Raw genomic sequence first — 22,491 nt, 5'->3', positions numbered from 1 at the left:
TTAAAAACTAAAGGTAGTTTTTACACCGTCATAAAAATAATTAATCAATTAAGTGGTAATTTTTCTCTTTTTCCTTTTAACCACAATGATTATCCACCCTGTAAATACGGCCAGTGCAAGGGTCAATGCTCCACCTACTATACCCGAAACACTTGTTCCGGCACTAACAGCAGGCCACGTATTTTCAGCTTGTGCAGCTGTTTTTTCTTTATTTTCACTTTCATTTGTCTTAAAGTTATAATCAGGTAATATTGCTGTTTTGCTTTGAATTTCTGAGAGTATTTTATGAATGCCATCAGGAGCTTTCAGTTCTGTCGTACCTGCTATTTTTTCGATAGACCATTCCAGGCCGTCAGGATTTGCGGAAGCAAACCAAGAAAGCAAACCGCCAACCATAACTACTGCGATTGAAAGACCTGTCAATACTTTCTTCATAGATATATTGCCAAGGGCTTCCCCATTCGCTGCTTTTTCCAAAATTTCAGGTCTGGCTCTCAATACGAAAGTAACAATTGCTGCGGTTACCAGCCCTTCAACTATCCCAATCGCAAGATGTATCGGCTGCATCAGAAGTACGAATTTCCCAAAGGGCAATTCGGTCTTACCTGATAAAAGAGTCTCAAGGACAACGCTAAAAGCACCCAATTGGAGAGCAACCAGCGCTGAAGCCATTGAACCTGCCAAAATCCTTTTGGAAGTAACCCCTTTACGTATAAACCATTTATATATTAAAGGGTATGCTATAAAGCAGGTATAAAAACCAAGATTAAATACGTTGCAGCCATAAGTAAGCAATCCGCCGTCACCAAAGAACAATGCCTGTATCAACAAAATCGAAGCCATCGTCAAAAATCCCGCATAAGGGCCCAATAATATTGCAAGCAGCATTCCTCCTCCGAGGTGTCCGCTTGAACCAGTACCTGGTATTGAAAAATTAATCATTTGTGCTGCAAAAACAAATGCCCCCATAACTCCCATTAAAGGAATTTTCTTTTCATCCATTTCATTCTGGAGTTTTTTGATTGAATAAGCTGCAACTCCAGCAGTGACTACCAGCATAGTTCCACCAACAGCTGGTGAGATCAAGGCATCAGCCATGTGCATAATATTCACCCCTCGTATAGTATTTTTAGAATCCGCTTTCAAGATAATTTCCAGTTAGATTTTTGTTCTTTGATAACTTCATAAGATTCGTTCAGATAGTGTGGGCTAGCCCCCACTATCTGAAAAATTTCGTCTTTTGGGGCGGACTTTTCGTGATGTCTCTAGATAATGGTCTTAGTATCATTTGTGGAAATCCTCATCCCTCCTGTAGCTTTGACTACTATGAAAGTATGTTTCCCCAGCTCTTGTTTGAACTTCTAACCAGCAGACTGTTCCCTCTGGCAACCCTTGCTAAAAGCGGCAGCTTCCTGGCAGCTCATGGTGGTGATTGATCAACAAGCGCGCTGGGGACATAAATTTTACTAGTTTTCTTAAGTATTGCCTTTTTTAGAACTTTTGCGGATTAGAATTTCCAGTTCCTTTGATTTTGGTACTTGACATATTACCGAGGGACTTTACAAAAAAATTAACATAACCCTATTGTTGCAGAAGCATTCATGGTTTCGTTTACAAGTCGAGCGTATCACGGCTCATCAAAAATGTTCAAGTGAACGTTATGTTACAAAAACCTTTTCCGATCATCGATGTCACAGAACTTGGATCATGGGTTCAGGCATTAGCAGCACCAAATGCTAACTTAAGAACTGACATTCCAAAGCGGTTAAAAAATGAGATTTTTTAGTAATCTGTAATAAAAATCAAAACAATTAAGATTGAAATTCACTATCATAAAAAGGAATAGGAGATGAGGACAATGGGAAAAATTATCGAATTAGATGTTCGCGAAGATTTACAAAAGAAGATCGAGCCTTTCCAAAAAATTATGAATGCTATTCATCCGCTCGAAGCGGGGGATACATTTATTTTACATGCTCCGTTTAAACCCGTACCCCTCTTTGCGGTTATGAAGGGAAAAGGATTTACCTACGAAACAGTACAGCTCGATAAAAAATACTGGAAAGTGACGTTTGTGAAACGGGCGCTGGCAGACGTTGAGGGGATTAAAGATGTCGATGTACAAATCACGTAGAATCCGCCTTGGACACCGGAGCGAATGAGTGAGGAAGCATTTCGGCAATTAGGCTGCCGTTAAGAATCGAATATGAAGGAGACTAATCTCCAACTACTTACTCCAACGACGTACCGAAACCAAGCATTTTGAATAGGTCAAAAAATGAGGCTGACCCAAACGAAGAGCCAGAAACCTACGGGTCAACCTCATTAATTATTACGGTCCTTTTTTTTATTTCGTTAGTGCATGTTCTTTTTGCGAAACTTCGTCCTGTTTTGGCATCTCGCGGATCGCATACGCCACACGTTTAATATTGATCATATGTTTTGCCCCAATATTATCAGACGAAATGTTATTACCAATCGCGCCGCATCCCAGTGTTAAAGATGGGAATATTGCCGTAGTGGCGCCTATTCCTCCAAACGTCGTACCCCCATTTACAACAATACGTGAAACCGGTTTATCTAAGGTAAATTCTTCTACTACCTTATCGTCATTACAGTGAATACCTAATGTATGGCCCAATCCGCCAAATGCGAGTATTTGTCCGCAAAGACCACTTGCTTCTTCCTTATCCTTCACCGTATAAAATGCAAGAACCGGGGACAATTTTTCAATGGAAACTGGATATTCTTTGCCCACATTCGTCTCTTCTGCTACGAGCACCTTCGCGTCGGAAGGAACCTCTATACCGGCTATTTCCCCAATCTTCTGAGGAGATCTTCCTACCTGATTGGCGTTGAGCCTTCCGTTTACCATGATAACAGAAACTACCTTTTGTTTTTCATTCTCATCCAAAAAGTAAGCACCTTGCTTCTTTAACTCGAAAATGAACTTTTCTTTAATGGATTGATCAACGACAAGAGCTTGTTCGGAAGCACAAATCGTTCCATAATCAAAATTTTTGCTTTCTACGATAAGTCTAGCGGCTTTTTCTAAATCCGCACTTTCATGAATATATGATGGTACGTTTCCTGGACCTACGCCGTATGCTGGTTTCCCGGAACTATATGCCGCTAACACCATCGCGCTGCCACCAGTGGCAAGAATTACTTTTGTAAATTTATGTTTCATTAACTCATTCGTTGCAGGCAATGTCGGCTGTGTAATACAAGAGATTAGCCCTTTTGGAGCCCCCGCACGCTCAGCTGCTTCTTGCATGATTTTAACCGCTTCAGCCGTGCATTTTGCAGCCGACGGGTGAGGGCTAAAAATGATTGCATTTCTTCCTTTGACTGCGATCAACGATTTAAAAATAGCTGTCGAAGTGGGATTTGTTGATGGGACGATTCCCGCGACGATTCCTACAGGTTGAGCGATTTCCCAAACACGATTTTGTTCGTCCCGATTTATGATCCCTACGGTTTTCATATCTTTAATTGCGTTGTATACATCATTAGCGGCGAACAGATTTTTCACAACTTTATCAGCCACTTTACCAAAACCCGTCTCTTCTACTGCCATTGTCGCCAATCGTTCCGCTTCGTCTCTTCCCGCATTCGCCATGCTCTCAACAATTTGGTCGATCTCGCTTTGTGACATCTTTCCGACGATATCTTGGGCTGATTTAGCTTGTTCAAGGTAGTCTCTTACTTCCTGAATGGATTGCAAATCTTTATCCCTTATCAAAATGAACGCCACCTCTCACTTTTTTCTGTATGCTTAATTCTTATCTATTCAGTCATTTTTGCTGATAAATCTTTATCATTATTAATAAACGATTCATCAGCTAACTGAGTGGGAAGGATCTGTTAATTAAGATCACCCTCCCACATGTTTAACGTAACCACTCGATAAAGCCGTTATCCACTTTTTCTGAAATGCATATTCTCCCAAAAAATTGCAAAAATGTCCGATTTGCGTTCATAAATCTTTATGATAAGGAGAAAATATAATGAATAAATCTGATGGAGAGAAAATATCGCGGCATTTACAGGTCATGAGGTAGTTAAGCCTGCACCACTTTAAAACATTAATTCGTTGAGGGACTCTCGCACTATGTGTATTGAGGGGTTAGACCGACATAAATAAAAAACCACAAACCCGATTTAACACCGGGTTTGTGGTACAATTATTGTTTTTTGCTTTCTTATTTTGTTAGAGCTGGTTCTTTTTGAGCGCTTTCATCTTTTTTTGGCATTTCGCGGACGCCAAATGCAACACGTTTAATGTTGAATAAATGTGTTACTGTAACATTGTCAGATGTAACGTTGTTACCCATAGCACCGCATCCAAGAGTCAAGGATGGTTTTACATTCACAGTTGCACCAATTCCACCAAATGTTGTACCAGCATTTACAATAATACGTCCAGCAGGTTTATTGATTGTGTACGCTTCAATTACTTTTTCGTCTTGGGCGTGAATTCCAACTGTGTGGCCTAGACCGCCTTTTTCAAGCATTTCTTGAGCAAGAGCGCTTGCTTCTTCCATACCTTTCACTGTATAGAATGCTAGAGTTGGAGATAATTTTTCGATTGAGAATGGATATTCTTTACCCACTCCTGTTTCTTCCGCAACAAGAACTCTTACGTCAGACGGAACCTCAATTCCAGCCATTTCCGCAATCACTTGTGGAGTTTTACCAACGATTTTAGCGTTTAATGCACCGTTTACCATGATGACGGATTCAACTTTACGTTTCTCATCTTCATTTAAGAAGTAAGCACCTTGTTGTTTTAATTCGGCAACAACTTTTTCTTTAATAGATTCATCAACTAAAAGAGCTTGTTCGGAAGCGCAAATTGTTCCGTAGTCAAAAGTCTTACTTTCAATGATTAGTTCAATAGCTTTTGCAATGTCTGCACTTTCATGAATGTAGACAGGTACGTTGCCAGGTCCTACGCCGTATGCTGGTTTTCCAGAGCTGTATGCCGCTTTCACCATACCAGGACCGCCAGTTGCAAGAATTACGCCTGTTAATTTATGTTTCATAAGCTCATTTGTTGCAGCTAATGTTGGTTGAGTGATGCAAGAAATTAAACCTTTAGGAGCTCCTGCGCGCTCAGCTGCTTCTTGCATGAGTTTTGCAGCTTCTAGTGAACTTTTTGCAGCACCTGGATGCGGGCTGAATACAATTGCATTTCCAGCTTTAACTGCAATTAATGATTTAAAAATAATTGTTGAAGTTGGGTTTGTAGATGGCACGATTCCTGCAACGATCCCTACAGGTTGAGCCACTTCCCAAATTTTATTTTCTTCATCCCGATTAATAATTCCGACTGTTTTCACATCTTTGATAGAGTTGTAAACATCAACTGAAGCAAACAAATTTTTTGTAATTTTATCAGGAACGTTACCAAAACCTGTTTCTTCTACTGCCATGGCAGCCAATCGTTCTGCTGCTTCTCTTCCCGCATTCGACATGCTTTCAACGATTTTGTCAATCTCTTCTTGTGTCATTTTTGCAACGATTTCTTGCGCTGATTTTGCTTCTTCAAGATAGTTTCTTACTTCCTGGATAGATTGCAAATCTTTATCTCGTAACACGTTTAAGCACCTCTCTGTTGATATTAGTTAAATTTTTGTTTACACGGGCTTCAGTGACTAATAGAACGATTTCGCCATGACGACGGTCGGAAGACTTTTAATTTAACAAAGGATGAATCAGTTTAGATACCACACTCATTATAGTTTGCTAGCCTTGAAAGCGATTTAATATTATTAAAGCGCTAACATTTGCTAGCTACATTTGTGATTATATGTTTTATTAATTTAGATGTCAAATAGTTTATCTTCAAAAATTCTCAATTCAAAATAAATCAAGTTTTGTATGTAAGCTACTTCCTCTAATTACAATGATAAACCGATGTCTTCATTTTGTAACATAATTAGTAATTCATTGAAACATTACTGTTATATTTTCTTGTTATTCTATGTTTACGAAAAAAAACATAGATTTAACAAAGGGGTTTTAGTAAGTTGAAGAAACTACTATTATATATTACTTCATCAATCTTTCTAGTTTTTGGATTTTCAGGAGTAGCTTCGGCAGCAGGTACATATCAAGTAAAAAACGGTGACACTCTTTGGGACATAGCTAAAAAATATAAAGTGACTGTCAGCCAGTTAAAAAGCTGGAATCATCTTAAGAGCGATGTAATCAAGCCAAAGCAGATTTTAAAAATTTCAGGAACAGCGAATGCTGCCGCTAGAACTACCGCAAAAGTCGCATCAGCTAAAACAGCAGTGTATAAAACAATCACTGTTAAAGCGTCTGCTTATACAGCAACTTGCAAAGGCTGCAACGGAATAACGGCTACAGGCTTAAATTTAAAGAAAAATTCTTCGATAAAAGTAGTTGCCGTTGATCCAAAAATAATTCCACTAGGTTCAAAGGTTTATGTGGAAGGTTACGGCTATGCGATTGCAGCTGATAAAGGAGGAAGAATCAGAGGCAATAGAATTGATGTATTCATGCCTTCACATTCAAAAGCTATCCAATGGGGTGTCAAAACTGTAAAAGTAATAGTGTACAAATAATCAAAAAGCTGGCAAAATGCCAGCTTTTTTTCATATAAAAATAAAAAACCTGAGCCCGGATGTGGACTCAGATTGCTCAATTATCACTTTGGATGTTCGAACCTTTTACTAGGTTATTTTTGTTTACATTGATTAGTTTTTTGGCAGAGAAAATTATAGCTGTTCCCCATAATAATAAAATAATACTGTAAATAAGAGAATAATATTCAGAAGAATTCGGCAGCCAGGCTGATAGTAAAGTTCGGGCATTCACCAAAATGATAAATCCTCCCACCAAAACTCCCATCATCTGTGCTGGCATGATCTTAACAAGCCAAGCTGCAATGGGTGCAGCAACAACTCCTCCAAGCATCAAAGCACATACCCATATCCAATTCACTGTGTTCCATCCAAGAGAAAGGATAAAACCTAAAGAGGCTGATATAGCAACAGCAAACTCTGTTGTATCTACTGTTCCAACAACTTTACGAGCTGTCATTCCTTTTTTAGATAAAAGAATGGGCGTTGCAATCGGTCCCCAGCCACCACCTCCAGTAGCATCAGCAAACCCGGCAATCAGTCCTAAAAGGATGGACTGTTTATACGGCAACGGCGGAGACTCCTTTTCTTCAGCCGGTTTAAACAAAAACAAAAACCGGAAAATGATATAGACACCAAGAATTAAAAGAAATGTTGAAACATATGGTTTTACAATTTCTCCAGGCAAATTGCTTAAAAAACAGGCTCCGACAAAGGCCCCGATAGAACCTGGAATAGTTAGGCGAAACACCATTTTTCGATCCACATTTCCGAACTTAATATGTGAAATCCCCGATGCTGCTGTCGTTACAACTTCGGATAAGTGAACAGAAGCCGATGCCACAGCCGGAGCGATTCCAAAGACCAGAAGAAGTGATGAGGAAGTAACTCCATAAGCCATTCCTAATGATCCATCAATTAACTGTGCAACAAATCCAACGAAAGCTAAAACAAGTAATTTTTTCATAAAAACCTCCTATTCCGATCTTTTTAGTATAATTTATAGTCAAAAGAGGATGATGATCCTTTCTGTTTTTAAAAAGGTCTTTTATAAAACCGATAAACTTGATAATACTTAACAATTTTTTTAATCAACTAAAAATTCTTGCATCCAAGTCATAAATCTGTTTCTTTCTTTCTCGGAATCTTTAAATTTTTCCTCTGCCAATTTGAGTAACAGATTTGATTTCTCCGTCTCTGATAAACGGCTGTTCTTGATTTTCTTGCGGACTTCCCACAAGAAATCAAGATAACCTTCATAGGATTCATCAAATTGATCAAGTAAATCATTTCTTATTTTTTTCGCAAGAGCCGGACTTGCCCCGCCAGTTGAAACACTTATCACCAATCGTCCTCTTACTGCGGAAGCAGGTATGTGGAAATTCCCCATTTCTTGATCGCTAACGATATTAACCAGCTGATTTTCCGTTGTATTTTTATAAATTTGTTCATTTATTTCTTTCGAATTTGTAGCCGCAATGATCATAAAAGCATGTTCATAGTCAGCCTTTTCTACTTCTTTTAAAAACACTTTTACCTTCTGTTCAGTCCAGAGCTTATTTATCTCGTCACATATTTCCGGACTTACGATATGGATGTTTGCTCCTGCTTTGAGTAATGGAACCACTTTTCGATAAGCAATTTTCCCACCGCCAATGATAACACATAGCTTATTGGTCATATCAAGCATAATGGGATACACGGTCGCTGCCTCCCAAAAGTTCGTTATAACGTTCCCGCAATATGTTTCCAATCAACGGGTGGTATCCAAGATAATTGCATAATACATATTCCTTTTCTCCATCAGCGAAGCCTGCCTTAATGGTTTTTTTAATGGTATTCATCAAAATTCCTGTAAAAAGCAGATATGGGATGATAAATATTTTCCTATAGCTGCTCTGCTTTGCAGTAAAAAGAGCCTCTTCCAAACCAGGTTTTGCTGCTGTTAAATAACATGTGTCAACCCTTTTTAATCCTGCTTTCCTTTTTAGCAGCTGTGCGATTTCGGTTAAGTCACGCTTTACGTCCGGGTCGCTGCTCCCTCTACCGATTAAGAGAACCATGGAATCTTCACTAAGCTCTTCCCTTGTTTCAAGGAGACGTTCAATCAAGATATCAATCATATGGTGGTGGACGCCAATTGGTCTCCCATATACCATTTCCACGTTCGGGAATCGTTTTCGGATTCGTTCAAGTTCGTTTGGTATATCTTCTTTTGCATGGACAGCAGTCAAGAGCAAAACAGGAAGAACAACAATCTTAGTAGCGCCTCTTTGGACGCACTTTTCATATGCTTCTTCGATCGTGGGAGCCGCCAATTCAAGAAAGCAATACTCTTGAATAGAAACAGGGTTTTGGGCCATGCATTTTTTTATAAATTCAATGGCCTGCTCACACGCTTTTTTCACCCTGCTTCCATGACAGATATAGAGAATAGCTTCCATTATATTCCCTCGCTTACAAGCAGTCTTTCATCGATATTCATCTGCTCGAACCAGCTGATTTTCTCACGCATCTTGACAACCTCTCCAATAATGATTAGAGTAGGATTTTCTATTTTTTCCTTTGCGGCGGTTTCTGCAGCAAATTCAAGAGTGCTTACGACCGTTTTTTGTGCGCGGAACGTTCCCCAATGAATGAATGCTACCGGTGTATTTGGGTTTTTCCCATGTTCAAGAAGCTTTTGCTGGATGTAAGGAAGATTTTTTACTCCCATATAGATGGCAAGAGTATCGATCCCTCTTGCAAGTGCATCCCACTTGTGGCTGTCTTCTTCACCGTTTTTTCGGTGGCCTGTAATGAAGGCAAATGATGAACCGTACTCCCGGTGTGTTACGGGAATGCCGGCATATGCCGGCGCCGCTATTCCCGCTGTAATACCCGGTACGATTTCAAACTGTATCCCATGTTTAACAAGAGCTTCTGCTTCCTCTCCGCCCCTTCCAAAAACGAATGGGTCCCCGCCTTTCAATCTCGTTACAACATTTCCTTTTTTTGCGTACTTCACAAGAAAATGGTTGATTGTCTCTTGCTGCAGTAAATGAAAACCTGGCAGCTTGCCGCAGTATATCAATTCCGCATTCGGTTTGGCATAGTTTAGCAATTCATTATTAATTAATCGATCGTATAATATAACATCTGCTTCTTGGATACATCTCAATCCTTTTAATGTAATAAGCTCAGGATCACCAGGTCCTGCACCAACCAAGTAAACTTTCCCCATTTTCTACATCCTTCCCGCTTGCTTAAGCTGTTTCTAGACGCGATAACACAAACCCATTCCCTTTTCGAATTTTCTTCTTTTCGTATAATGAAATATCCTGGATTTCAGGTAGTTTCAAAAAATGCTTTTCAATCTCTACATCGACAAGGCGAAATGCATCTTCATCGTTTTCGGCTGCGATGACAACGTGAATGACCTCATTACCCTTAAGCGTGACTTCAAACCGGTACAAATTCATAAGCCGATCACCTTTCAATGTATTAAACTGCTACACTGCTTAATAGCAAATCCAATTTTTCCTGTAACGAAGACGTTCCAACCCTTTCAACATAATCATAGAATGTCTCACCTGGCAGCTTCGTTTCATTAAAATACAACAGAAGCTCTTTCAAAATATACTCAAGCTGATGCGCTTCAACTTTGCCCTTTAGCCTTTCATTGTATTTTCCGCCATTATTCAGCGTACCGCCAATAAAAATTTCAAACGCCTCAACCATGACCTTGTCTTTGTTTTTCATCTTAATTCCTTGCAACCCGATATCTGCGATTTGCCGCTGGCCGCAAGAGTTCGGACAGCCGACCATGTGAATGCGTACAGGGACGTCAAGATCCACTTCCTTATCTAAATTCTCGGCAATTCTTTTCATTCTTTCTTTTGTTTCCACCAGCGCCAAGTTGCAATACTCGATTCCGGTGCATGAAACGGAATAGCCGACCACTTTATTCGGGGAAATAGGGAATTTTTTAAATAAATCTTCCTTTAGCAACGCGTCAACATTTTCATCAGGTATGTTCGAAATAATCAGATTTTGAGAATTACAGTTTCTAAGTTCCCCATTCCCATAAATTTTTGATAAACGAGCAAATTCGAGTACATCATCAGGAGTTAAACGTCCGACAGGAATATTGACTCCCACAAAATTCAATCCATCCTGTTTTTGTTTGTGAACCCCATAATAGTATCCGGCGGACCATCCTTTCACCGCATCTTCACCTTTTTCAGGAAGTGGGCCAGTATATTCCAATAACTTTTCCTTGAATTTTTCAGGACCCCAATCTGCGACAAGAAATTTCATACGCGCACGGTGGCGCTTTTCACGATAGCCGTAATCACGGAATATAGTAGTGACCGCTATAGCTACTTTTAATGTTTGATCCGGAGTTATAAATACATCCAGCGTCTCTGCCAGCTTCGGTACGGAAGACAAGCCGCCGCCGACTTTCACGTGAAAGCCCGCTACTCTTTCGCCATTTATTTCTTTATAAGCAGGAACAAATGATAAGTCATGAATTTCCGCATTGGAAGAATTATACACATTTGCGCTGATAGAAATTTTGTATTTACGCGGAAGATTTGAAAAATCCTCATTAAATTGGAAGTACTCGTAAACTTCCCTTACTATATCTCTAGTATCGAACAGTTCATTTGGATCAATGCCTGCTAGAGGATTTCCGACAATGTTTCTTGTTATATCCCCGCAAGCACCTGCCGTAGACAAGCCCACTTTTTTTAGGCGATCAAAAATATCGGGAATTTGTTCAATCGTCAGCCAGTGAAATTGTACTGCCTGTCTTGTTGTAATATCATAGACTCCCCGGCCGTAATCTTTAGCGATATTCGCCAGTGTAACTGCCTGCTCATTCGTTAAAATGCCCGATGGAATGGTAACACGCATCATAAAATAGCCGTCTTCTTTCGGCCTCTGTAAATACAGACCCGCCCACTTGAACATATCCCATTCTTCCTTCGGTATCGAGCTGAAACCGTTCTTCGCATAGTACGGAATATCATCAAAGATCTTTAGGCCGTCTTTTTGAAGCTTTTTAATCTCTGTTTTATTAAGGTTTGGATTATCTCTCCAAATTTTTTCGTATGCCATGTTTTTACCCCCTTATACTTAAATAAAATTTCTTTTCGTTAAGTAGCTGATTAGCTGCTCGACACATTCTTCAATTGAAAAACGATCAGTTTCAAGTACAATCTCTGGATTTTCAGGTTCCTCATACGGAGAGTCAATGCCGGTAAAGTTCTTTATCAATCCATTTCGCGCTTTCTGATAAAGACCTTTGGGATCGCGGTTTTCACATACTTCTATTGGGCATTTAACGTAAACCTCGATAAATTCATCTTCTTCTAGAAGATTTCGGACGAGATTACGATCCTCTTTAAATGGTGAAATAAACGCCGTTAAAACAACTTGGCCGCTGTCTACAAATAATTTTGCCACTTCCCCGATCCTGCGGATATTTTCTTTTCTGTCTTCCTCCGAAAAACCAAGATCTTTGTTTAAACCATGGCGGATATTATCGCCATCAAGCACATAGTTGCTGATTCCGTTTTTATAAAGCTCCTTTGCCAATTCGTTCGCCACTGTCGATTTTCCAGAGCCTGACAGTCCCGTAAACCAAATAACAAAACTATGATGGGCATTTTGCACCCTTCGAAACTCTTTTGTAATAGATAATTCATGCCATGTAACATTTGAGCTTGCAGCCAATATGAGTCCTCCTTTTTCCGTTATACTTGTACCGCCGTTTTCTTCATTCCTTTAATCAACACTTCTATCACTTCTTTCCGGCTGAAAGTGCTTGGCGGGATTTCCCCATTGCGCAGCATCTCTCTGACTTTTGTTCCGGATAAAATAACATGATGTTCTTTATCATGCGGACATGTTTTCGTTGATGCCATGTTTTCGCATTTATTGCAATAAAAGCTATGTTCATAGAATAAAAGAGTGATTCCGAGTTCTTCCTCCGTGAAGTTACTGAAAATCTTTTGGGCATCATACGTTCCATAAAAGTTTCCTACACCCGCATGATCCCGGCCTACAATGAAATGGGTACAACCGTAATTTTTTCTTACAAGTGCGTGGAATACAGCTTCCCTTGGTCCGGCATATCTCATGGCAGCTGGAAATACTGATAGAAATACTCGGTTTTTAGGGTAATAATGGTCAAGTAAAACCTGATAGCTTTCCATCCTTATATCAGCCGGGATATCATCGGACTTCGTTTCACCAACAAGCGGATTCAGCAATAACCCATCTACAATTTCAAGTGCCGATTTTTGGATATATTCATGGGCCCTGTGAACCGGATTCCTTGTTTGAAAGCCGACAACTGTATTCCATCCCTTTTCTTGAAAAACCTTTCTCGTATCTTTAGGATCCAGATAAAATTCCTGAAACTTTTCGCGTTCGATTCTTTTTACTAGCTGGATTTCTCCCCCAATGTAAACGTTGCCTCTGCTGTACAGTTTTTGAACGCCTGGATGCTCATCACTTTCAGTTCGATATACAGCCAGTGCTTCCTTCCTTTTGTCAGGTTCATAAATATCGGAAACCTTTATCACTCCGTACGAAATCCCATTGTTCACCAGCCTTACTTCTTCACCGATTGATATGTTTTTAGCCTTGTCCTCTGTCACCGGAAGTGTAATCGGAATGCTCCATACAACGCCGCTTGAAAGACGCATTTCATCCACAACTGAGTCATAATCCTTTTGTGTCAAAAACCCTTCTATCGGGCTATAGCCTCCTGTAGCAATCAACTCCAGATCACTTAATGCAATCCCGTCCAATTCAATCTCTTTATCAATATGGTAGATATTGTAATCGGGGTTCCAACGGTTGATCAATTTTCCCCCATGCGGTTTGCTTAATGTCATTGTTATTCCTCCCAATTGTGTTTATTTCTGGAATGAATGAAATATTTATATTTACTTCAGCCTCATGTATGCAGTCCGCATTCGGTTTTCCCTGTCCCGCTCCAGCGCCCCGACCTTAAATCACCTTCATTTATTGCCGGCTGTGTGCATTTTTCACACCCAATGCTCGGGTATCCTTGATCATGCAAAATGTTATAAGGCAGGCCTTGTTTATGGGCATAGCGCCAGACATCCTTCCATGTCCAATGGATAAGCGGGCAAATTTTTATTGATTTGAATTTATTGTCTTTATTAATAAATTGTGTGTTCTTTCTTGTTTCAGACTGCTCTCTTCTTAAGCCCGATAGCCAGGCGGCGACCCCCGAGAGGACGTCATTAAGCGGGATTACTTTTCTTATTTCACAGCATTTGTTCGGCTCTCTCTCCCATAATTTGTCTCCGTACTGCAAGGCCTGTTCTTCAAGTGTAAGTGCCGGCTTCTTTATCTCTATCCGCAATCGTGGATACCGTTTCTTTACCTTTTCTATTAATTCATACGTCTCTTTGAAATGAAGATCAGTATCTAAGAAAACTACCCTTGCCTGCTCATAAACTTTTGAAATTAAATCAATCATAACAATTCCTTCTATCCCAAAGCTGCAGGCATATACCAAATCATCTCCATAGTGGGAATAGGCCCACTCCAAAACCTCCAAAGCCCCTTTTGTTTCATTATCAATTGAAAAATCAACAGTGGTAAATGTTTCAAAATTTTCGTATACCAATAAATTACTCATTTTAACTGCCTCCAATAAAAAAGGCAGTATTAACAATAGATCATCGTTGATCATCGTTAATACCGCCTCTAGTTTGTCTAGTCAGCTTAGTATTTCTTATTTAATTATGATATTAAGAAAAGTTCAAGCTCCTTTGTTTGTCTGGGCAAATACTTACGAGCTTGCCTGTGAAGCCGTTTTTGTCTTCCTTAGCAGGATCGACGCGACTCGCGAGCTGCCAAAGCACCACTTTATTAAATCATGCTTTTCGCAAGATACTCGAGTAAGTCTTTTCAAGGATGAAAACTGGCTGGGCACTGATGATAGAAAGCGTGTAAAAGCCAATAATGTTTATCTACTTTAAACAATATAAAACTTTAAAATATAAAAAATCTTTCCATTTTGGAAAGAATCATCAGGTAAATTATTGACATATACCTTATCTTCCAAAATGATTTACATTTTGTTGGAATTAGCACCTTGCTGAATTTGCAGGTTGCCGGGTTTCATAGGGCCAATTCCCTCCACCGCTCTCGATAAGTCTGATTATTTAAAATAATATCATAATTCTTCATGATGTCAATAAAGTTTTCATATAAATTTTATCGGAAATGTATTTTTTATTAACGCTTTAATGTGATGATGGGGCCAGACCCCTTTTTTCATGATAATACTGAGCTAGAGCTATGATTGCACTTCCCATTCGTTCATATTCAGGAACGACTATCCGTTCAATACCTTCTTCTTTTAAAGCTTGAGCTGTCACTCTTCCTACCGCAACAGCAATAACATTATCAGCGAAAGCCTTCAGAATGTCTTGCTCGACACCTTTTTCCCGGACATAACTCATGAAAAACCTAGCCTGCGGTCTACTTGTAAAATTAACGGCATCAATATCCCCGTTTAATATTTCAGTAATTAATTGTTCCATCACTTCAGGATTCGGAGGCACATGTTTATAAGGAAGAATCTCCCTATAATCACAACCTTGCTCATCCAGCCATTGAATAAGCATTGGAGCAGGATCTCCATGTAATTGCAAAGCTACTCTGCATCCTTTCAAATCATGAACAGCAAGTTGCCTTAATAACCCGGCTGTACTTCCATCATCATCGCGGACAACCGGTGTAATCCCTAGTCTTTTTAGAAAATTAACAGTCTTATAACCCCTAGCTGCGACATTTACTTTCCTTAAAACTTCAATAAATTCTTGCTCATACCCCATTTTCCCTGCAATGTTATAAAGTGTATCCATACCTATACCTGTCGTACAGATCATCCAATCAAAGCTGCCTGTTACTAAAGCTTTTAAGTCTGATTCAATATTCGAATCATCAAGAATAACGGTTCCTTGGGCAGGACGAATAAGCGGGATCCCTCCAAGATTTTCAATAATTTTACTTAATTCTTCATTTTTACGCTGCCCTACTAAAGCAATTCTTTTTCCGGCTAATTTTTTCAAAATAAATCTCCCATCCTTATCGATATTTTGGTTTGATCTATTAAATATTTTCCCAAATTTTTAAAGGGCTTAACTTTCTCTTTGTATATCTTGTGCAAACTTATCAGCTTAATAGATTTTAAGATGCTCAGTATCATCTTTCTTCATACGCTCACCCTTTTCTGAAAATTATTTATATTCATTTTAATAAAAAAGTATTTCGATTTAAAGGGTTAGCATCAAAAAGGGTCAAAAAAAGGAGATGCACTATCAATAAACATTAGCCTCTGATAGGTGCCTGGCGCCTTTTTTAGGAAAAATGAATCAAAGCAGCATAATTATTCGTAATATCAGGTGATAATGTAATTTTTTACCAACAGACAAGGATGCTACTTAAAATTAAGATATAAAGGAGGCCTCTTTATGTGGATTCTTATCGGTGTTCAACTTTTTATCGTATTGCTGTTATTCACGCTGGGTTGGGCGATTCGAAAAATGGAAGCCAATTGGCTGATCCCCGGGTTTTCCACACGATCAGAGGAAGAACAGCAGCAATTAATTGAAAATGGCTACCCGCAAAAAATCGGGACATTATTAATCGCAACCGCTGCTGGCATGGCAATTCTGCTCCCCTTGAATTTCACACCATTCAAATACGTAATGGAAGTCCAATTTGGCTTTATGTTTATTTTTTTGCTCGGAGGATTTATTTATCCTATTCCGACAAAAGACCCCCACTTCAAGGAAAGTGAAGGGCAAAGCCCAATGAGTAAGTGGGAGATGAATGTCGGTTGGCGATAGCCAAGACCTTCCTCATTATGATATAATAAGAACATATGTACTCCACGGAAGTGAGGTAAGCGTCATGATCTTCCACAAAGCCTATAAATTTCGTATCTATCCAAACAAAAAACAAATGGAACTCATTAACAAAACGATTGGCTGTTCTAGATTCGTGTTCAACTTCTTTCTTACTAAGATAACCGAAGGTTACTTCGGTGTTCGTAGGAATCTCCCGATTCAAACAACCCGTCAGGGTGTTAAGCGGTGAGTAGTTCAAGGAGATGAATGGAAATATCAGGACATTCAGCGGATTGAATTAATGAAAAAAATGCCTAAGGTGACTTGGAAACAAGACGGTTAAGGGCTATCAACTATGGCAAAAGGCAAATTCATGGTTGAAGGATACGGAAGCAGCCTGCTATTTATCCGGAAAGATTCTTCTCCTTACTTGTATATCGAATTGGAAAACAATAAGATTTTCATCAATGGACACAATTCGAAAGAGACGCGAAGCTGGTATCAGAAGTTAATCCAAAAAATGGGGTCAATTAAAAAACAATCAAATTCCTAATAGCACCTAGAAAAAATGCAGCCACCAAACGATATTAAAAAGTAAATATTCTAAATTTTTGTTATAATAAAAATAAAGGAGGTCCGTCTAATGAATGTATTTGTCCTTTTGTTAATACTCGGAACGGCTCTAATTTTATTCGGATTTATTATAGATAAACTGTATAAAAGAAAAGGCATCACGACAGATCCAAAAGAAAACGAACGAAATATCAGTTCTTCAGAACGAATTTATACAGAAACAATGTTAAACCAAGTAAAGGTTCAAAATAATAATCACCCGAATCTGTAAATAAATTAAAAAAAGCTGTCAGTCACCCACCATTCTTAGAAGTGCCTGGCAGCTTTCTTATTTTTCGTCCAATTTCTTTTATTTCACCTGCGGAAGCGGGCGATTTAACCATTCACTATAAAATGTATCAATATCCGGCTCAAAATCTTTTATTACTGGATACCACGGGGCTACCGCTTCTACCTCTAACTGGGTCGCACAGTTAGGACAGTAATATTCACGAATGACCTGCCATTCCGGATCTGGTGCAAGCAGTTTCGGATAAAGTTCGGTCATTTTTTCCTCATCATCGCGAACATATATAAGCGCGTGCAATTTCCAATTGTCGCTCGCATTACAAAATTCATGCCCGCAATCACATTTTACGATCCGATCACCATTTTTCTTTTGAACAATATACAGGTGCAGTCCTGCCGGAAGCAAAATGGGATCATCCCACGGGACGCGTTCTTGAAGAATACTTATATACTTCTCGAAACGGTCGGCATCTTTAAAATTGGAAAGCATTTGTTTTAATTTATGAAAATCAATTGTCCCATCAATTAACTCTTCAATTGTTTTTCGATCGTACGTTGTCATATCCTCATCCTCACCTCTATCAAATCGATTTATTAGCGTTTAATTTTTGCACCGAACACCGGAACCCCCAACTCGTCTTCTGTCAGTTCCCAATTTTCCGGAAGGCTCCAGAATTGTTTAAATTCGTTTGTAAACGTTTCACTTAGTGCGAAGCTTCCGGCATACATGTGACGAACTTGAACAGCTGCATCTTTATTGATAATTTTCTCTCTTTCATTCTTCATCCACTCTTTCGTTTTCACACCACGCTTAAGCCGTTCTTTTCTAATTTCCTTGCGGCGTTTTTCAGTCTCTTTTTCATCAACGATATAGTTGCCGTGATCATCTTGGCTAATTACAGCACCATACACCTTTTCCGCATAACGAGGCAAAATGTGTCCGTTATTTAAGTCATCTTGAATCATTTTCGGTTTTCGCTCAAGCGGATCACCGAATCCTGGACCCCCACGAAGATAATTCAAATACAGATCGTAATTTTCAAAAATCGTTTCCGTCGTAATTGATTGCTTATGTCGGATAATTTCTTTCGCTTCGATTAACTTGTCGTATTCAGGATTATCAGGATCAGGATCTCCTCCTGTAGGGATCGGCAGTTTTTTATCGATCAATTCCTTTATGTTCGTGCCATGAGCTTCAAATCGATAGCCTGATGCTGCCGGATATCCTCCCATTAAGCCGCAATCGCTAGACATATAGCCGTTGCCCATAAAGAACATGGTCCAATCTTTCGCACCCCACACCAGCCTTAGAGTTTCATACCCGCTTCCGCCGCGGTATTTTCCATAACCGGCCGTGTTCGGCTTAATGCTTCGACCAAGGTAAAGCAGCGGTTCCGCAAGTTCCCAAATCTCCATATCTCCCATATCGCCTTCAGGGTTCCAGATCGCCGCTGCGTGGCTTATACCGTCTCTTACCGCACTGGCTCCGACACCTTCAGCAGCTGATTCAAAACTATTGACGGCGTGATTCTCATTAAACTGGTTATATCCCCCGCCCTGCAGCCAGTTCGAGGTATTCGCATTTCCGGCATTCACTTCTTCCAAATATCCGCGAGCAAAATAGTTTCGGCTTAGCGCACGCCATAACGGGCTCCACGCAGAAACGAGGAAATGCCATGCATAGCTGTGTGCCGTTCTGATATCGTCAGGATTCAGCCATGATCCATATGGCAAATCAAATTTACTAGCATAGAGTGCACCGTCGTTTACTCTGTCGTTTGGAATCAATGTCTGGGACATCATTACCCAAATTCCACTCGTAATCGAAACCGGTGTGGCATTATAACTGTGCCATCCCCAACGGTTTACTCCTTCAAAATTAATCTGAAATTTACCGTCTTTATGAACAGTTAGCTCAGTCGGTGCGTGCATGATCGTATTTATTCGCGCATATGGCGGGACATCAAGATTTTCATATGGAACATCAACAAACGACACTTGGCGATACTTACCCGGTATTAGCAATGTCTTGATCTGATTTACAAATCCGCGGCGTCCGTCTTCAATGACTTCACGAATAAATTGTTTATAAGTGTCAACACCCTCTTCTTTTACGAGATCAAGGACAAGATCCCTAATCATATGGCAGCCGGCTATACGAGTGCGCTCATCCAAAAGCCAGTACTTCGTTGTACGGACGGACCGCTGACTCTCAATTAGCCAGTCTTTTGATAATGTATCGTTTCTCCCGATTTTGCGGCAGGCGACCTGGTAGCCATCATCGTATCGAGTAACAGGACCAACCGTCATACTTCCCGGAGCAGTTGCCCCTACGTCAATAACGTGTGTTACACCGCCTACCCAGCCAATAAGCTCACCTTCATGGAAAATTGGAACAATCGTATGGACATCACAAGGGTGAACATTTCCGATTTGACAGTCGTTATTACAGAAAATATCGCCGTCTTCAATACCCGGATTCGCCTCATAATCATTTTTGATCATATATTTGATTGCAGCACCCATCGTACCCACGTGAATAATAATGCCTGTGGATGTTACAACCGAATCGGCTTCAGGCGTATATAGGGTAAAACATAATTCACCTTCTTGCTCAACAATTGGAGAGGCTGCTACTTTTTTTGCTGTTTCCCTTGCATGAACGACGCCACCACGCAGTTTTGCAAAAATTTTCTCATAGCGGATCGGGTCAGATTCCTTCAAGGGCAATTTTTTCAAACCGGCATAGTGGCCTGTTGCACGGCTGAGTTCATCGACTTCCTGGCGCATTTCTTTAAGCGTTTTTCCATCCCAACCAATCGTATTACGGCGTTTTTGACCCTTTGCTAAGATCGTATCCATACGGTAATACCCTCCTTTATAAATTAGAGTTCTTTCAAATGGAAGATGCGGTGTTGATCTAGGAACGTTTCAAACCCCGGCGGAATGACAAACGTTGTTGCCGGAGATTCAAGAATCGCAAATGAGTTGATTTTGTTTCCTGGCTTAAGCTTTTCCATTTCCCAAATATCAGCGACAATCCACTCGCCCTTCCAGTACACATTACGCATGCCGAGGAATGCTTCTTTTGGCGGTGTCTCGCTTGAAAGGGGCTCTTCAGGAATTCTCGGCTTTGCCACTTCAACAATTCCACGAACGATTGCACCGGTAATGCTGTAACCAAGTTCAGGGGATCGCGCCGCTTTTGCGTACACTCGTGTATATGTGTCGTCAAACGCCGTGACAAGTGCATCCCAATCATCCAATCCTTTAAATGATGCGATCGGCGCTTCAATTTCCAGGTCATTTAGCTGCCCTTGGTACTGCATGCGGAAATATAACCGGAAATCGACATCTTTTCTCTTAAACTGGTTTTTCTCAAATTCGGCCGCCACCTTTTCCATAAGCTCATCCCAAGCTCCTTGCAGCTCTTTTCCTGCTTTGAATTTCACTTCATCCCGGGCACCGTCATTAACATTGATATCAAGTGTTTTATCATAACGGTATTCAAAATCCGCAGCACCGCAGCCAAATGCAGAAAATCCTGCAGCCCACGCTGGAACAAGAACATCTTCAAAACCAAGCCCCTTCGTATACCCGGCCGTATGTAACGGACCGCCGCCGCCATAAGAGAAGCATACATATTGTGAAGGTGAATACCCTTTTCCAAGAATCATTGATTCTAAATAATTGCGCAGCTGTGACTCCAAGAGATCTATCACACCGTAAGCGGCATCTTCGACAGACAAGCCAAGCGGTTCGGCAACTTGCTTTTTCACCGCTTCATAAGCGCGTTCCGGATACAATTTCACTTCCCCGCCAAGGAAATTGTCAGGATTAATCAGCCCAAGAACGACGTGACAGTCTGAAACTGTTACCGTCTCGACACCGCCTTCTGGATAACAAACTCCTACTCTGGAACCTGCACTGTCCGGTCCAAGTGTGAGTGACTTGAAGTTCGGATCAATTCTTACATAACTTCCGGCGCCTGCTCCAACCGTATCCATCGCAACAAGCGGAAGCGAAAGAACAAGACGGGCCATATCCGGACTAGTATTAATACTTAAATCTCCCTGTGTAATAAGTGCCATGTCAAAACTCGTGCCGCCGATATCAGAACAGGCAATATTCGGAATACCAAGTTTCTCGCCGAGGTATTTGGCTCCAATTACCCCTCCGATCGGACCAGAGACTAGTGTTCGAGCCAATTCATTAGCTTGAGTGCTAATTGTACCGCCGTGGCTCGCCATCACGCGCAAATCAAATTTGGAACCATGATCTTTTAAACGACTGTCGATTTTTTGAAGTGTTTCGCGCGAAGGATCGGCAGCATATGCTTCAATGATTGTGGTGTTGGTGCGGTGGGACTCCTTTCTGACCGGATAGTAATCAACAGAAGCGAAGACAGGGACTTCTTTGCCGAGTCGTTTCATCGTTTCTTTTACTATGTCCCGCACTTTCCTCTCATGGGCAGGATATTTATATGAATGAAGCAAGCTGATGACAATCGCTTCCACATCCCGTTCTAACAGATCCTCAACAACTGGCGCTACTTCATGTTCATACAGCGGAATGACGACATTTCCGAATAAATCTACCCTCTCCGTCACTCCCCTTGTCAATTCACGCGGTACAAGCGGCGGATCATAGCGGTGTGTATTTAAATGCAGACGATCGGAGTAAGAATATCCGAGATAAGCCTGGATCGCTCTTCCCATTCTGTGGAAGTCTTCCATCCCTTTGTTAACAATTAAGCCTACTCTCCGCCCTTTTCTTGACACAAGCCGGTTTAACATCGCTGTTCCAGAATAAACCCCGGCAAGCAATTTTGGAAATTCCTCTTCGACGGTCGTATTCCAATACGTAAGTGCATCTCTTGCAGAGTTAAGAAGACCTACTGATTCGTCTTCCGGAGTAGATTGCGCCTTTCCAACAACAAAATCTCCGTTTTCATCAATGATGAACGTGTCTGTCATTGTTCCTCCCGCATCAATAGCGAGTATTTGTGCGTTTTTTGTTGCCACTGTTTTCATTACTTCCTCCCCTTTCTTAGCTTAGAAATGGTTTTTACATTGCAATGGCTTTCATTTTTTATGAAATATTAAGAATACAATGTTCTTTTATTACTG

23 protein-coding genes and 1 riboswitch are annotated in these 22,491 nt (G+C 40.4%); of the genes, 7 read left to right on the top strand and 16 right to left on the bottom strand.

What is annotated here, in order from left to right:
* Positions 1 to 48: 48 nt before the first annotated feature.
* Positions 49 to 1,104: an energy-coupling factor ABC transporter permease gene (locus tag BMMGA3_RS02590; RefSeq protein WP_003348061.1), complete on the bottom strand. Its 1,056-nt coding sequence runs from the start codon at positions 1,102 to 1,104 to the stop codon at positions 49 to 51.
* A 556-nt stretch (positions 1,105 to 1,660) separates the two neighbouring features.
* On the opposite strand from BMMGA3_RS02590, the gene BMMGA3_RS18170 reads away from it, so the two are divergent.
* Both BMMGA3_RS18170 and BMMGA3_RS02585 read left to right on the top strand, forming a co-directional pair.
* On the top strand, positions 1,661 to 1,786 hold the full coding sequence (locus tag BMMGA3_RS18170; RefSeq protein WP_003348063.1) for a hypothetical protein: 126 nt from the start codon (positions 1,661 to 1,663) through the stop codon (positions 1,784 to 1,786).
* Between the two features lie 72 nt (positions 1,787 to 1,858).
* Positions 1,859 to 2,134: a DUF2249 domain-containing protein gene (locus BMMGA3_RS02585; RefSeq protein WP_003348065.1), complete on the top strand. Its 276-nt coding sequence runs from the start codon at positions 1,859 to 1,861 to the stop codon at positions 2,132 to 2,134.
* Between the two features lie 213 nt (positions 2,135 to 2,347).
* Here the strand turns inward: BMMGA3_RS02585 and BMMGA3_RS02580 are convergent, their stop codons facing one another.
* Together BMMGA3_RS02580 and BMMGA3_RS02575 are read right to left on the bottom strand one after the other, a co-directional pair.
* Complete coding sequence (locus BMMGA3_RS02580) at positions 2,348 to 3,745, bottom strand: acetaldehyde dehydrogenase (acetylating) (protein WP_003348067.1); 1,398 nt, start codon at positions 3,743 to 3,745, stop codon at positions 2,348 to 2,350.
* Between the two features lie 460 nt (positions 3,746 to 4,205).
* Positions 4,206 to 5,603: an acetaldehyde dehydrogenase (acetylating) gene (locus BMMGA3_RS02575; RefSeq protein ID WP_003348068.1), complete on the bottom strand. Its 1,398-nt coding sequence runs from the start codon at positions 5,601 to 5,603 to the stop codon at positions 4,206 to 4,208.
* Between the two features lie 432 nt (positions 5,604 to 6,035).
* On the opposite strand from BMMGA3_RS02575, the gene BMMGA3_RS02570 reads away from it, so the two are divergent.
* Positions 6,036 to 6,596: a 3D domain-containing protein gene (locus tag BMMGA3_RS02570; RefSeq protein ID WP_003348070.1), complete on the top strand. Its 561-nt coding sequence runs from the start codon at positions 6,036 to 6,038 to the stop codon at positions 6,594 to 6,596.
* 76 nt (positions 6,597 to 6,672) lie between these two features.
* Here the strand turns inward: BMMGA3_RS02570 and BMMGA3_RS02565 are convergent, their stop codons facing one another.
* The 10 genes from BMMGA3_RS02565 to BMMGA3_RS02520 all read right to left on the bottom strand — a co-directional run bounded on the left by BMMGA3_RS02565 (position 6,673) and on the right by BMMGA3_RS02520 (position 15,721).
* The gene (locus BMMGA3_RS02565) at positions 6,673 to 7,581 is read right to left on the bottom strand and encodes a sulfite exporter TauE/SafE family protein (protein ID WP_003348072.1); all 909 of its coding nucleotides are present in this window, start codon (positions 7,579 to 7,581) and stop codon (positions 6,673 to 6,675) included.
* A gap of 120 nt (positions 7,582 to 7,701) precedes the next feature.
* On the bottom strand, positions 7,702 to 8,316 hold the full coding sequence (locus BMMGA3_RS02560; protein ID WP_003348074.1) for an NAD(P)-binding protein: 615 nt from the start codon (positions 8,314 to 8,316) through the stop codon (positions 7,702 to 7,704).
* A complete protein-coding gene (locus tag BMMGA3_RS02555; protein WP_038502003.1) occupies positions 8,297 to 9,058 on the bottom strand; it encodes a sirohydrochlorin chelatase in 762 nt (253 codons plus the stop codon). The genes BMMGA3_RS02560 and BMMGA3_RS02555 overlap by 20 nt, the downstream gene beginning before the upstream one ends.
* On the bottom strand, positions 9,058 to 9,837 hold the full coding sequence (gene cobA / locus BMMGA3_RS02550) for a uroporphyrinogen-III C-methyltransferase (protein ID WP_003348078.1): 780 nt from the start codon (positions 9,835 to 9,837) through the stop codon (positions 9,058 to 9,060). Before cobA ends, BMMGA3_RS02555 begins: the two co-directional genes overlap by 1 nt.
* A gap of 22 nt (positions 9,838 to 9,859) precedes the next feature.
* Positions 9,860 to 10,075: a DUF3906 family protein gene (locus BMMGA3_RS02545; RefSeq protein ID WP_003348080.1), complete on the bottom strand. Its 216-nt coding sequence runs from the start codon at positions 10,073 to 10,075 to the stop codon at positions 9,860 to 9,862.
* A gap of 22 nt (positions 10,076 to 10,097) precedes the next feature.
* Positions 10,098 to 11,717, bottom strand: coding sequence for a nitrite/sulfite reductase (locus BMMGA3_RS02540; RefSeq protein WP_003348082.1), 1,620 nt, complete (start codon positions 11,715 to 11,717; stop codon positions 10,098 to 10,100).
* A gap of 18 nt (positions 11,718 to 11,735) precedes the next feature.
* A complete protein-coding gene (gene cysC / locus BMMGA3_RS02535) occupies positions 11,736 to 12,335 on the bottom strand; it encodes an adenylyl-sulfate kinase (RefSeq protein ID WP_003348084.1) in 600 nt (199 codons plus the stop codon).
* Positions 12,336 to 12,355: 20 nt separating this feature from the next.
* A complete protein-coding gene (gene sat, locus BMMGA3_RS02530; RefSeq protein ID WP_003348087.1) occupies positions 12,356 to 13,504 on the bottom strand; it encodes a sulfate adenylyltransferase in 1,149 nt (382 codons plus the stop codon).
* Positions 13,505 to 13,566: 62 nt separating this feature from the next.
* Entirely contained in the window at positions 13,567 to 14,280 is a 714-nt protein-coding gene (locus BMMGA3_RS02525; RefSeq protein WP_003348089.1) for a phosphoadenylyl-sulfate reductase, read from the bottom strand.
* A 415-nt stretch (positions 14,281 to 14,695) separates the two neighbouring features.
* Positions 14,696 to 14,802, bottom strand: a riboswitch (SAM riboswitch).
* 88 nt (positions 14,803 to 14,890) lie between these two features.
* Positions 14,891 to 15,721, bottom strand: a complete 831-nt coding sequence (locus BMMGA3_RS02520) for a uroporphyrinogen-III synthase (protein ID WP_003348091.1) — start codon at positions 15,719 to 15,721, stop codon at positions 14,891 to 14,893.
* Positions 15,722 to 16,123: 402 nt separating this feature from the next.
* On the opposite strand from BMMGA3_RS02520, the gene BMMGA3_RS02515 reads away from it, so the two are divergent.
* The 4 genes from BMMGA3_RS02515 to BMMGA3_RS02500 all read left to right on the top strand — a co-directional run bounded on the left by BMMGA3_RS02515 (position 16,124) and on the right by BMMGA3_RS02500 (position 17,345).
* Positions 16,124 to 16,501: a DUF3784 domain-containing protein gene (locus BMMGA3_RS02515; RefSeq protein ID WP_003348093.1), complete on the top strand. Its 378-nt coding sequence runs from the start codon at positions 16,124 to 16,126 to the stop codon at positions 16,499 to 16,501.
* Positions 16,485 to 16,751 (top strand): helix-turn-helix domain-containing protein, encoded by a 267-nt coding sequence (locus BMMGA3_RS18620; protein ID WP_003348094.1) that lies wholly within the window; start codon positions 16,485 to 16,487, stop codon positions 16,749 to 16,751. Before BMMGA3_RS02515 ends, BMMGA3_RS18620 begins: the two co-directional genes overlap by 17 nt.
* A gap of 105 nt (positions 16,752 to 16,856) precedes the next feature.
* Positions 16,857 to 17,054 (top strand): hypothetical protein, encoded by a 198-nt coding sequence (locus BMMGA3_RS02505; RefSeq protein ID WP_003348096.1) that lies wholly within the window; start codon positions 16,857 to 16,859, stop codon positions 17,052 to 17,054.
* A gap of 90 nt (positions 17,055 to 17,144) precedes the next feature.
* Positions 17,145 to 17,345: a hypothetical protein gene (locus BMMGA3_RS02500; protein ID WP_003348097.1), complete on the top strand. Its 201-nt coding sequence runs from the start codon at positions 17,145 to 17,147 to the stop codon at positions 17,343 to 17,345.
* A 78-nt stretch (positions 17,346 to 17,423) separates the two neighbouring features.
* Here BMMGA3_RS02500 and BMMGA3_RS02495 read toward each other — a convergent pair whose 3' ends face one another.
* Genes BMMGA3_RS02495 through BMMGA3_RS02485 form a run of 3 tightly spaced genes read right to left on the bottom strand, consistent with a single transcriptional unit; the run spans position 17,424 to position 22,395 of the window.
* Positions 17,424 to 17,924: an acetone carboxylase subunit gamma gene (locus BMMGA3_RS02495; protein ID WP_003348098.1), complete on the bottom strand. Its 501-nt coding sequence runs from the start codon at positions 17,922 to 17,924 to the stop codon at positions 17,424 to 17,426.
* A gap of 32 nt (positions 17,925 to 17,956) precedes the next feature.
* Positions 17,957 to 20,224 (bottom strand): hydantoinase B/oxoprolinase family protein, encoded by a 2,268-nt coding sequence (locus BMMGA3_RS02490; protein ID WP_003348099.1) that lies wholly within the window; start codon positions 20,222 to 20,224, stop codon positions 17,957 to 17,959.
* 23 nt (positions 20,225 to 20,247) lie between these two features.
* The gene (locus BMMGA3_RS02485) at positions 20,248 to 22,395 is read right to left on the bottom strand and encodes a hydantoinase/oxoprolinase family protein (RefSeq protein ID WP_003348100.1); all 2,148 of its coding nucleotides are present in this window, start codon (positions 22,393 to 22,395) and stop codon (positions 20,248 to 20,250) included.
* Positions 22,396 to 22,491: the final 96 nt, after the last annotated feature.

This window comes from Bacillus methanolicus MGA3 (assembly GCF_000724485.1).
In the GTDB taxonomy this organism is placed as follows: domain Bacteria; phylum Bacillota; class Bacilli; order Bacillales; family Cytobacillaceae; genus Bacillus_Z; species Bacillus_Z methanolicus_A.
This window is presented reverse-complemented; position numbering and strand designations above follow the sequence as displayed.